This window comes from Sporosarcina luteola (genome assembly GCF_023715585.1).
Lineage (GTDB): Bacteria > Bacillota > Bacilli > Bacillales_A > Planococcaceae > Sporosarcina > Sporosarcina luteola_D.
This window is the reverse complement of record NZ_JAMBOK010000001.1, coordinates 182,854-195,063: the sequence shown is the minus strand read 5'-3', so window position 1 is coordinate 195,063 and position 12,210 is coordinate 182,854. Positions and strand designations below refer to the sequence as shown.

The window sequence follows — 12,210 nt, the reverse complement described above, 5'->3', positions numbered from 1 at the left end:
CGGTTTTTCGTTGGTTTATCGAATCGGATCAACCGTGCATCGTCATGCTTTGTCTTTCCAGTAGATCCTTCTTAGTAATCTCATCTGCGTTCAACTGCTCTTCACGATACCATTTAATGAAGATCTTACCAATGACGACAACATAGATAATCTCCTGGATGATTTTCATAATGATTCCGCCCAATTGCTGATCATACAAGGTCGGCATGTTTGTAAATAATTCGGGACCTGAGATGGATAGTCCCGCAAGCGTACCAGCAGGAACACAAAGGGCCATCGCTTGTAGCCATGCTTCCCCGCTGCTGTACGTATTGTAGACGGGTACATCAACAAAGATTATCAACGAACAGGCAGGCGTGATCAATATAGCGCTCAATATGACATAACCGATCTTCTTTAATCCATGAAGCTGCGGGTGATCCTCCAATGTGTTCAAAAGCGGCCACCAAAGGAATATTGCCGATATGAATAACGTAATGGAGAAGATGGCGTGTAAAAATACGTCCAATTTAATGAAATCCAATACCATTGGATAGTGATTTAACGAGAACATGACGGTGAACACCATCAAACTGATTACCGGTTTCGTAAAGAACCTTACGATTTTATCAATAATCTTAACGCCAAGGACTTTCTTCCAAATGAAGTGCGGGATGCCGACGATTAAAAACGGAGCTACCACCAATAACAGAAGCGCCATTTGTGTCATATGTACAGAAAACAGTATATGACCAAGAAGATCGACCGGCGAGCCTTTCAAGATATATAGCAAAATCATCGAAGCGAGAAAATAGCTGATTTCCCTTTTGGTAACGGGTTCACTCCCCTCAAACCAATGCCTCCACTTTTTGGTCAATAGAAAATATAATACAATAAGCAGTACGATCGATAAGAAAAAATAAGGACTCCATAATGCACGAAATCCGAATATGCTTAAAGGCATCAAATGCCATCACTCCTTTAAATGTATGTGTCTTGTTCCATTATAAATCGTACATCGCACGAACACAATGAACGAACTTTGACATTCCCACATTTTTGAAGAGAATTTGACGAATGGATACAAAAACCGGTGATATATAAAAAAGAGCCTGTGGAATGATTCCACAGGCTCTTTCTTCGTGTAATTACCACCAAACGATTGTTACGAATGTCAAAGGGATAAGGAAGCCTAAAAGAGCTCCTGTGTACATGAACATCTGAGGAATGCCATGTCCTTTTTCACTCATATGCATGAAGTAATACAGTTGCAATCCGACTTGGACAGCTGCAAACAGCATGACCATCGGAATGATTAAGTACTTCGAGAACCCTGCAACGCCAGCCTCATGTGCGACAACCATGGAAAACGAGATAAGCGTCAGGAAGATCATAAGCGAAAACATCATAACCTGATCCCGCATGGCTTTTTTAGAACGACGTTGTGCGAGCTGCTGCTCTGCAGGTGTACGTTTGTATACTTGAACGTCTGCCATCTTAACCTATCACTCCCATCAAGTAGACTACAGTGAAGATGAATACCCAAACGACGTCGATGAAGTGCCAGTACAATGAGAACGTATAGTACTTCGTTGCGTTGTAAAGATTCAGACCGCGTTTCGCATTACGGAAAATCAACAATGTAATCCACACAAGGCCAACAGCCACGTGGAAACCGTGCGTTCCGACAAGTGTGTAGAAAGCGGAACTGAAAGCACTGTTGTTAAATGTGAAGCCCAAGCCAACATAGTGCGAGAACTCATAAACTTCAAGCATTAGGAAGCCAAGTCCTAAAAATGCAGTAATAGCAAGCCAAAGCTGCATTTTCTTGAAATTGTAGTTACGCAGATGGTACATGGCGAACACACTCGTCAATGAAGAAGTCAATAATAGCATCGTCATGACAAAGACAAGCGGTAATTCATAAAGCTCTTGAGTCGAGAAACCAAAACCGCTTGGCCCGGAGTTCTTCAACGCAATGTATGTGGCAAACAAGGTAGCGAAGAGGATCGTCTCTCCTCCAAGGAACAACCAGAAGCCGACAAATTTGTTTTTCGCTTCAAGTGTCGCTCTTTCCGGATGGTCGGGCCAAGTTTCAGGAGTGAATTTTTTATTCAAATCCATTATTTTTGACCCCCTTTTCGTTTTAGATCACGGAGAATCTCATCTTTTTTAATATAGTAGCCCGTGTCATCTTGCAATGAACGTGCTGCCATTGCAACGAATGTCCATAGTAGACCAAAGATCAAGACAGGCAGACCCCATGATTCTTCAGTGCGGTACATCGCTCCGAATCCAGCGATGAAAAGACCTAACGACATAAGAAGCGGGATGATCGAACCGTTAGGCATATGAATGTCTTTAATCGGTTCAGCTGGTGTAAGACCTGTTTCGTTCCCTTCCATCTTCTCGATCCATACAGTATCAAGACCACGGACGAGCGGAGTTGCCGGGAAGTTATAATAGATCGGCGGAGATTCGATAGCCCACTCAAGCGTACGGCCATCTCCCCAAGGATCGTTTGCAACTTTCACATTCTTAACAGATGTAACGATCACATTGTAAACGAGTACGATGATACCAATCGCCATTAAGAATGCACCAATCGTACTAATGAAGTTCGCAGAGTTCCATCCTTGACCGTCCATGAACGTCCATACACGGCGCGGCATTCCCCAGAAGCCTAACCAGTGCTGGATAAGGAATGTCAGATGGAAGCCAATGAAGAAGAACCAGAATGTCACTTTACCAAGTGCTTCATTTAGCATTGTACCGAACATTTTTGGCCACCAATAATGTGTTGCAGCCAATATCCCAAGAACAACCCCACCTACAATTACGTAGTGGAAGTGAGCTACGATGAAATAGGTATCGTGCAATTGATAGTCAAGCGGAGCCGCACCTTGCATGACACCCGTCACCCCACCCATTACGAATGAGGGGATGAAACCGAGCGCGTACAGCATAGGTGTTGTAATCCTGATGCTTCCGCCCCACATTGTCAATAGCCAGTTGAAGATTTTAACCCCTGTCGGAACAGCGATTGCCATCGTTGCTACAGCAAAGATTGCGTTCGCAGTCGGTCCGAGACCAACTGTAAACATATGGTGAGCCCAAACCATGAATCCAAGGAATCCGATCAATACAGTCGCGAAGACCATTGATGGGTATCCGAAGAGTCGCTTCCGAGAGAATGTCGAGAAGATCTCAGAGAAGATACCGAAAGCAGGCAAGATAAGAATATAAACTTCAGGGTGACCAAAAATCCAGAAAATATGCTCCCAGATGATCGTGTTACCACCCATCGTATGGTCAAAGAAGTTCCCACCGAACATGCGGTCAAATGTCAGGAAGAATAGACCGACAGTCAATGGAGGGAATGCAAATAGGATCATTGCAGACGCCACGAATGTTGTCCATGTGAACAACGGCATACGCATGTACGTCATTCCCGGTGCACGCATATTAATAATCGTTACAAGGAAGTTAATTCCCGCCATGAGCGTACCGCCCCCGGCAATTTGGAGACCGATAGCATAGAAATCAACACCATGGCCTTCTGATGCAATTGACAGAGATGCATACGAAGTCCATCCCGCGTCAGGAACTTGCTGGAAGAACCACGATAGATTCAGGAATAGACCTCCGAAGAAGAACATCCAGAATCCTAAGGAGTTGATGAACGGGAACGCTACGTCACGTGCCCCGATCTGCAGGGGTACTATCGCGTTCATAAATCCGAATAATATAGGCATGGCCGCTAGGAAAATCATCGTCGTTCCATGCATCGTGATCAAATCATTGAACAGTCCCGCACTGACGAAATCGTTGTTCGGCTTATGAAGCTGCCAACGAATCAACATCGCTTCGATACCGCCGACTACGAAGAAGAATCCGCCACCAAGGAAGTAAAGGATTCCGATCTTCTTATGGTCGACTGTAGTCAGCCAGTCCCATAGCGTTGCGCCAAAACCCTTTTTTTGAGCAACTGAACTCACTTTGTTTACCTCCTCTTCAAAATCACAAAAGATTATTTTTCAACAGATAATCCCATTAAGTATTCTGCCAAATCATCCAATTCCGAATCGGAAAGCTGATCGGCGAATCCTGGCATCTTATTGCCCGGTTTATGTTTCTGTGGATATTTGATCCAATCAATCAGACTTTCTTTTGAATGATCCATGAAACCGGCTACACGGTTACGATCACCAAATGTCGCCAAGTTCGGTCCGATTGCTCCCGTCTCACCAACACCGGAAGTCGCGTGACATCCGATACAGCTTTGCTGGAATACTTCTTCTCCAGCCGGATTGGCAACTACTTGCTTTTCACCTGTTGCTTGCATTGCTGTTACCCATTGATCAAACTCTGCACGTGGCATCGTTTTCACTTTGAAATCCATCAAAGCGTGGGATGGTCCGCATAGCTCAGCACATTTACCATAGAATACGCCGTCTTTTAAATTCTTGGAGTCTTTTTCGAAAACTAGATAGAATTTGTTGACGTTTTCTACGTTCGTATCAAGTTTCCCACCGACCGCCGGAATCCAGAAGGAGTGTTTCACATCTGCAGCAATCAAGTTGAAGTAAACTTTTTCATCCATCGGAACTACCAGTTCCTGTGCAGTCACGATACCAAGGTCAGGGTATTCAAACTCCCACCAGTAAAGTTTCGCAGTTACATCAACGACTAGGTTTTCAGCATTTCCATCCTCATCTACAGCGCCCATTGCCGAAACGTCCCCAAGTTTATACGTATAGTATACTGTCGGGACAGCTAGTAGCAAGACCAATAGAATCGGGATGATCGTCCATACAAGCTCGAGCTTATGACTGCCTTCGACTTGTTCAGGAATATGGTCTTCACCTAATTTAGAACGTCTGAAACGCACCAACGCAATTAAGTAAATTGCTACTACAACGAGAATGACGAACAACATGATTGCTGACGACAATAATAGCAAGTTGAACTGGTCTTGACCGACTTGTCCAGCAGGCAGTAGAGTTGATAGTTCTTCTTGTCCACATCCTGCAAGGAAAACTGTCAGTACAGCCAAGAGAGAAAAGAGACGCCACTTTTTGAGTCCTTTCATCATCGCTAACTAATACCTCTCTTTCTAAAAAATGATTTCTTCAATGAGGACTGTTGACCTCTCTATAATGAATTCCTGTCAAAAGAAAGAATTCCCACGGTTAGATGAATATCGAAAAAATGATCATTGCGACAAAAAGGATCGTCATGTAGTTCAAGGAGAATATGAACATGGATGTCGCCCACTTCAAATCATCCTTCGCTTTGAACCCTTTAATCGAGAAATACAACCAACCGATATTCAGGACTGTTGCCAGCACTATGAATCCGATTCCAAGCTCGGCCAGCAGGAATGGCAAGGGGAACAATAGAAGAATCCACCCTAAAATAGATTTCTTTGTCCGTTCAAAGCCTTTCACGACTGGAAGCATCGGAATGCCGGCTGCCCGGTATTCTTCCGTCCTGCGCATCGCCAACGCATAAAAATGCGGCGGCTGCCATGCAAACATGATTAAGAACAGCGCCCATGCACCCATGCCGAGTGACGGTTCGACTGCCGCCCAACCGATCAATGGCGGTATGGCTCCAGAGATGCTGCCTACAACCGTATTGCTGACATACTTTCTTTTCGACCACATTGAATAGAGTACAACATAGCTGAACACACCTGCAAGTCCCCATAGTCCTGCCGCCGGTGACGCAGCGAATAACATCACTTCGCCCAATGCAATGAAAGTGAACGCCAGTGCCAAGACAGCCGGTGCTTTAAATCTACCGGTGACCGTTGGACGTGACTTTGTTCTTGTCATTATGGGATCAATATCCCGATCAATGATATTATTCAAAGCCGCCGAGCCTGCAATAATCAATCCGGTACCGAAAAGCCCATACAATAACAAATCAAGATTGCTAATGAAGCTTTTTCCCGTAAATTGGAAAGCGAGAAACAAACCAGTAAAAGCTGTAATCAAATTTGAATTTACGATACCGATTTTAATAAGTGCTAAAAAATCCTTCAAGATGGAAGTCGATTCGATATCCGGCTCAACGGATGAAGAAATCGCTCGACCGTTTGACATATGTACCCTCCTTTCAAAGAAGTCGGCAAGGACCGCTATACTTAACTATATCGAATTACGGCAATAATTTCTATACATAACCAGAAATTGCCCCGATATATGAAGTATACTGTCATTATGAATTGTTTTGCCCTATCTATAGTAAATCATTTCCGTATGGCTTTTGTGAAGTTAAAGGGTCTATTTTATGAACAATTTGTGAAAAAGCGATAGTCCAAGCCCTATTTGCCCGTTAGGCGTTGTTTTTTAACCCTTTTTTCGCTATCATCAACGAACGGGGCCTTTTTTCATACTGGTCATCATTTCTTAAAGAAGGTGTCTTGTTTGCGATTTAATAGATATTTAAAATGGTTTGGAGTCGCGTCCACGATCGGAATGCTTTTAATCCTGTTGGGCGGGGCTCTTGTTACGAAGACAGACAGCGGAATGGGTTGCGGGAGGCATTGGCCGGGGTGCAACGGTCAATTGATTCCCGATGAAATCACACCGGAAGTCCTAATTGAATTTTCGCATCGTGTCGTTACTGGATCGGTCGGTATATTGATCGTCGTCCTGGCGATTTGGTCATGGAAGGCCATCGGTCATAAGCGAGAGACAAAACTCCTCTCCTTCTTGGCAATATTCTTCCTGATTTTGCAGGCTTTGATTGGAGCGGCGCAAGTTTTATGGGGGCAAGGCGACTTCATCCTTGCATTGCATTTCGGAATATCGCTCATTTCATTTGCCTCTGTTTTTCTTCTTACATTGCTAGTCTTTGAAGTTGATCAGAAATTCGACACAGATAAATTGGCAATCGGAAAGATGCTCAGATTCCACACGATCGGGGTTACCATCTATTCATATATCGTCGTTTACACCGGAGCGCTTGTGCGTCATACAGAATCCGAATTGAGCTGCACGGATTGGCCGATGTGCAGGAATGGAGACTTCTCCTTGCCCGGGAACTTCTGGGAATGGGTGCAGATGAGCCATAGGACAGCTGCCGCATTGATTTTCATATGGCTCGGGGTTATTGCCTTCCATGCAATCCGCCATTATAAAAATCAGCGAGTCATTTACTGGGGCTGGATCACTGCTTTCATTCTTGTGACATTGCAGGTGTTGGCGGGTGGAGCTGTAATTTTGACACGACTTAATCTATATTTGGCTTTGGCCCACTCATTGTTCGTAATTCTCCTGTTCGGATTATTAACGTATATGGTGCTTCTTGTTTCGAGGAGTAGACAGTAAGAAAATTGAAACACCCGCCTGGGGGATTCCAGGCGGGTGTTTTTCATTCATTAATGTTCCAGTTCCAGTAGGAGGTCGCCTGTTGAAATGGCGTCGCCTGGGGAGACGAGGATTTCTTTAACAGTTCCGTCGAATGGTGCTTGGATTGTTGTTTCCATCTTCATCGCTTCCGTAATAAGCAGATGTTCTCCTCTTCTTACTTTTGCCCCTTTAGAAACCGCAACTTTCAAGACAGTTCCCGGCATGGTGGCAGCAATATGGGAGTCATTTGAAGGATCCGCTTTTTGTTTGCGGGCGACATCCGATTCCACATTGATATCTTGTATGATGACTTCCCTAGGCTGGCCGTTCAACTCGAAGTAAATGATGCGAGTGCCGTCCGTCTGTGGTTCGCCAATGGATACAAGCTTGATGATTAGTGTTTTCCCTCTTTCGATTTCCACTTCAATTTCCTGGCCGAGCCTCATCCCATAGAGGAATTCCGGTGTATTGATGACGGAAATGTTTCCAAATTCCTTTTTCATCACGGAATATTCTTCAAACACTTTCGGATAGAGTGCATAGGCAAGAGCATCTTTCATGGTGGAAGGATGGCCGAGAAGCTCTTCAGTTTTCAACAAGAGCGCTTCAAAATCCACGTCCTCCAGAAGTTCTCCCGGACGAACAGTGATCGGCGTCCTCCCTTTCAGAACGACCTGTTGCAATTCTTTTGGAAAGCCTCCATACGGCTGGCCGATATAGCCTTCGAAAAACTCAATAACCGATTCCGGGAAGTCGATGGACCGTCCCCGTGAGATAACGGTTTCTTCATTCAAATCGTTTTGCACCATGAATAATGCCATGTCCCCAACTACCTTGGAGGAAGGTGTCACTTTTACGACATCGCCGAAAAGCATATTGACACGCGAATACATCTCTTTGACTTCTTCCCATCTCTCACCAAGACCGACCGCCTTGGCCTGCTGCTGTAGATTGGAATATTGTCCACCCGGCATCTCATGTACGTATACCTCGGAATGCGGGCTCACCATGCCACTTTCGAAGTTTTGATAATATTTCCTGACATCTTCCCAATAATAGGATAATGATTCCAACGCGCTGACATCTGCCTTCACTTGGCGTTTTCCATATTGCAATGCATAGTATAAGGAACTTGCAGATGGCTGTGACGTTAAGCCTGCCATTGAGCCTAGCGCCGTATCGACGATGTCCACCCCGGCTTCAACTGCTTTTGCGTACATATAGATGCCATTACCACTCGTATCATGGGAATGCAGATGGATAGGAATGTCAACAGTAGCCTTCAATTCGGAAATAAGACGATAGGCAGCTTCGGGCTTCAAAAGTCCAGCCATATCCTTCAAAGCGAGAATATGTGCGCCCGCCGCTTCAAGCTCCTTCGCCATTTCCTTGTAGTATGCCACTGAATATTTCGCTCTGGAATCATCGAGGATGTCCCCTGTATAACAAAGCGCAGCCTCTGCCACTTTCCCTGCCTGACGAGTCTCGTCAATCGCCACTTCCATTCCTTTAATCCAGTTCAAACTGTCGAATATCCGGAATACATCAATACCTGATTCTGCTGCTGTTTTAACAAACTCCCGAATGACGTTATCGGGATAATTCGAATAACCGACCGCATTTGCCCCACGGAACAGCATTTGGAATAATACGTTCGGGATTTGCTCACGCAGCTTCATGAGCCGTTCCCATGGATCTTCTTTCAGGAAGCGGTACGCAACGTCAAATGTCGCTCCTCCCCACATCTCAAACGAGAACAGATCTGGCATCAGCCTTGCTGATTCAGCCGCGATGTTGGTAATATCCGAAGTCCGGACACGGGTTGCCAGCAAAGATTGATGAGCGTCACGGAACGTCGTATCCGTTAGAAGAACGTCATCCTGCTCCTTTATCCATTGAATCAACCCTTCAGGTCCTCTTTCATCCAGTATCTGCTTTGTACCCGCAGCAGGAGGTGCAAGAAGGTCAACTACAGGTTTTCTGGCAGAATGGAATAACGGTTTCGACTGCTTCTCTATTCCTGGAAATCCATTGACAGTTACATTCCCTAAATAATTCAAGATTTTTGTACCACGGTCTTTCCTAACCGGGAATTCGAATAATTCAGGTGTCGTATCGATGAAGCTTGTATCATAATTCCCTGTCAGGAAGCTTTCATGTCGAACGACGTTCTCAAGGAACGGGATATTTGTTTTAATTCCCCTTATCCTGAATTCCTGCAAGTTCCGATCCATTTTTGCAGCTGCATCTCTGAAAGATGTGCCCCATGTCGAAACTTTGACGAGCAGGGAATCATAATAAGGCGTAATAACAGCTCCTTGGAAGCCATTCCCTGCATCGAGACGGACACCGAAGCCCCCTCCCGACCGGTACACCATCAGCTTGCCGGTATCAGGCATGAAGTCATTTAATGGATCTTCCGTCGTTACCCTGGATTGGATTGCGTAACCGAACAGTGGAATATCTTCCTGGTGTGGTATCGCTGCTTCACCTTCATGGAGATTGCCGCCATTCGCAATTTGGATCTGCGCATGGACGATATCGATTCCCGTCACCATTTCAGTAATCGTATGCTCCACTTGAATACGCGGATTGACCTCGATAAAATAAAAACTTCCGTCCGCTACAAGGAATTCAACTGTCCCCGCATTGACATACGAAATGTTCTTAGCCAGTTTGACAGCGGCTTCACAAATTTCAAGGCGCAGTTGGTCATCCAGGGAAATCGACGGAGCAATCTCTACAACTTTCTGGTGACGGCGTTGAATCGAGCAATCCCGCTCATACAGATGCACGACATTGCCGTATGTATCACCTAAAATTTGAACTTCAATATGTTTTGGCTTATTAATATATTTTTCTACGTACACTTCATCCGATCCAAACGCTGATTTCGCTTCGGATCTCGCTCGCTCAAATGCCTCAAATACTTCATCAGCGGAATTTACAATCCGCATCCCCCTGCCGCCGCCGCCTAAAGACGCCTTGATGATGATCGGATACCCGTATTCATCGCCGAACGACGAAACTTCAGCAACTGTGGAAACAGGTCCATCCGTTCCTGGAATGACTGGGATTCCCGCTTTAATGGCTTGTTCCCTCGCCTTCACCTTATCTCCAAACATATCAAGATGCTTGGACGTAGGTCCGATAAAAATGATTCCCTCTTCTTCAAGCCTGCGCGCAAATTCCTCGTTTTCCGCAAGGAAACCGTATCCAGGATGGACAGCATTCGCACCAGATGATTTTGCGATTTTGATGATTCCTTCAATATCCAAATACGCATCGATCGGTTTCTTGCCTTCCCCGACTAAATAGGACTCATCTGCTTTGTAACGGTGGAAAGAACCCCGATCTTCTGCCGAATAAATCCCGACAGTCGGTATCTCCAATTCGGTGCACGCTCGAAAAATACGTATAGCGATCTCCCCACGGTTCGCTACGAGGATTTTCTTAATCTGACCCATTTCCACCATGACAGCACTTCCTTTTCTATTTGTTCTTTTGATATTTTACGAACATTGACACATTCATCAATATTCCTAATGACAAAGATAACAGAATCATTGAAGTTCCGCCATAACTAATAAAAGGCAAGGGAACCCCGGTCAAGGGAATTAGTCCTGTTAAGCCCCCGATATTGACGAATGTTTGAATTCCAATGACACTCCCAATTCCAGCCGCAAGCATTCGCGCTTGAGGATCTTTCGTATGCATCGCAATGTAAAGAGCCCGCAAGACGATGAACCCTAATCCACCAAGGACAATGATCGTTCCGAAAATACCGGTTTCCTCCGAAATGACAGCCATGATGACATCCGTTTGCGGTTCCGGCAAATAGCCCATTTTTTGAATGGAGTTTCCTAGACCTAGACCTTTGATGCCACCTGCTCCAATTGCGATATAGCCATTTGCAATTTGATAGCCAGAGCCTTGCGCATAATCAAACGGATTCAAGAACGACAAAATTCGTCCTTTCCTACCATCCGTAATGATTGTGTTTCGAAACAAATATAGAATTCCTGCAACAGGAATCAGAGCTAGAAATAAAACGCCGCTCAATTTCGAGAAAGACTTCAATTTTATGCCGCTTGCTGCAATGACAGATAGAGCTCCCATAATGATGATGAAAGAAGTACCAATATCCGTTTCCATCATGATCAATCCGATTGCTAAAATAAGAATGCTGACGGGCGGCCCGATTGATTTATTAATGTAGTCGAGGGTTCCCGCTTCATATTTCTTTGCAAATACACTTGCGAAATATACGATGATAACGAGCTTCGCAACTTCTGAAGGCTGGATGCTTCCGAATCCGGGCAGCTTAATCCAGCTTTGTGCACCGACATGATCGCCGGAGCCAAGAAAATGGACGAGCACAAGGAGTATAAACATGACAACAACCGAAGTGATCATCAATTTCTTTCGTTTATAGTTTTGAAAAGGAAAAAAGGCTGCAAACAGGAAAGCTGGTATGGCAACTGCTAGATTGAATAATTGTCTCTTATAAAAATGATCAGGCTCATAATCATATACATTTACCGCCCATACCATACTAGAACTATAGATCATCACTAACCCGAAAAGGCAGAGAACTAGATATACAGCAAATAGTGGATAATCAAAGCTCCGTAACATTTTTTTAAAGTATCTTCCCATCGGACTTCCCTCAACTTTTCTATCAATTTTGCCTCGGTGAAATTGCGTCCAGATTTTGAATTGCGCTTGAAGGCGACAGGATGTAGGTCATGCAGTCGTTGCGACAGGACGTCGCGCACTTAGACTACTTTCCATAACTCCCTTCAAAATCTGTCACATCCGCCGGAGGCTATAACTTGCTTCGAGCATAAAGCTGAAGCAAGTTAAATAA

The 12,210-nt window shown here is 44.8% G+C and carries 9 protein-coding genes; 1 reads left to right on the top strand and 8 read right to left on the bottom strand.

Annotation, left to right across the window (positions count from 1 at the left end; all coding sequences use genetic code 11):
- Positions 1 to 28: 28 nt before the first annotated feature.
- The 6 genes from ctaG to cyoE all read right to left on the bottom strand — a co-directional run bounded on the left by ctaG (position 29) and on the right by cyoE (position 6,089).
- Entirely contained in the window at positions 29 to 943 is a 915-nt protein-coding gene (gene ctaG / locus M3193_RS01075) for a cytochrome c oxidase assembly factor CtaG (RefSeq protein WP_251623825.1), read from the bottom strand.
- Positions 944 to 1,127: 184 nt separating this feature from the next.
- Positions 1,128 to 1,475, bottom strand: a complete 348-nt coding sequence (locus M3193_RS01070; protein WP_251623823.1) for a cytochrome C oxidase subunit IV family protein — start codon at positions 1,473 to 1,475, stop codon at positions 1,128 to 1,130.
- Position 1,476: 1 nt separating this feature from the next.
- Positions 1,477 to 2,103, bottom strand: coding sequence for a cytochrome (ubi)quinol oxidase subunit III (locus M3193_RS01065; protein ID WP_251623821.1), 627 nt, complete (start codon positions 2,101 to 2,103; stop codon positions 1,477 to 1,479).
- Positions 2,103 to 3,977, bottom strand: coding sequence for a cytochrome c oxidase subunit I (locus M3193_RS01060; RefSeq protein WP_251623819.1), 1,875 nt, complete (start codon positions 3,975 to 3,977; stop codon positions 2,103 to 2,105). Before M3193_RS01060 ends, M3193_RS01065 begins: the two co-directional genes overlap by 1 nt.
- 32 nt (positions 3,978 to 4,009) lie before the next feature.
- Complete coding sequence (coxB, locus tag M3193_RS01055; protein ID WP_251623818.1) at positions 4,010 to 5,074, bottom strand: cytochrome c oxidase subunit II; 1,065 nt, start codon at positions 5,072 to 5,074, stop codon at positions 4,010 to 4,012.
- Positions 5,075 to 5,171: 97 nt separating this feature from the next.
- Complete coding sequence (gene cyoE, locus M3193_RS01050; RefSeq protein WP_251623817.1) at positions 5,172 to 6,089, bottom strand: heme o synthase; 918 nt, start codon at positions 6,087 to 6,089, stop codon at positions 5,172 to 5,174.
- A 324-nt stretch (positions 6,090 to 6,413) separates the two neighbouring features.
- Here cyoE and M3193_RS01045 point away from each other — a divergent pair, with 324 nt between their 5' ends.
- Positions 6,414 to 7,319 (top strand): COX15/CtaA family protein, encoded by a 906-nt coding sequence (locus tag M3193_RS01045; RefSeq protein ID WP_285851780.1) that lies wholly within the window; start codon positions 6,414 to 6,416, stop codon positions 7,317 to 7,319.
- A gap of 50 nt (positions 7,320 to 7,369) precedes the next feature.
- Here the strand turns inward: M3193_RS01045 and pyc are convergent, their stop codons facing one another.
- Both pyc and M3193_RS01035 read right to left on the bottom strand, forming a co-directional pair.
- Positions 7,370 to 10,807 (bottom strand): pyruvate carboxylase, encoded by a 3,438-nt coding sequence (pyc, locus tag M3193_RS01040; RefSeq protein ID WP_251627128.1) that lies wholly within the window; start codon positions 10,805 to 10,807, stop codon positions 7,370 to 7,372.
- 25 nt (positions 10,808 to 10,832) lie between these two features.
- Entirely contained in the window at positions 10,833 to 11,999 is a 1,167-nt protein-coding gene (locus tag M3193_RS01035; RefSeq protein ID WP_251623816.1) for an FtsW/RodA/SpoVE family cell cycle protein, read from the bottom strand.
- Positions 12,000 to 12,210 lie beyond the last annotated feature (211 nt).

Bases quoted from the DNA above. Each gene is read 5' to 3' on its own strand.
- ctaG (WP_251623825.1), bottom strand. From the start codon at position 943: ATGCCTTTAAGCATATTCGGATTTCGTGCATTATGGAGTCCTTATTTT.
- M3193_RS01070 (WP_251623823.1), bottom strand. From the start codon at position 1,475: ATGGCAGACGTTCAAGTATACAAACGTACACCTGCAGAGCAGCAGCTC.
- M3193_RS01065 (WP_251623821.1), bottom strand. From the start codon at position 2,103: ATGGATTTGAATAAAAAATTCACTCCTGAAACTTGGCCCGACCATCCG.
- coxB (WP_251623818.1), bottom strand. From the start codon at position 5,074: ATGATGAAAGGACTCAAAAAGTGGCGTCTCTTTTCTCTCTTGGCTGTA.
- cyoE (WP_251623817.1), bottom strand. From the start codon at position 6,089: ATGTCAAACGGTCGAGCGATTTCTTCATCCGTTGAGCCGGATATCGAA.
- pyc (WP_251627128.1), bottom strand. From the start codon at position 10,807: ATGGGTCAGATTAAGAAAATCCTCGTAGCGAACCGTGGGGAGATCGCT.
- M3193_RS01035 (WP_251623816.1), bottom strand. From the start codon at position 11,999: ATGGGAAGATACTTTAAAAAAATGTTACGGAGCTTTGATTATCCACTA.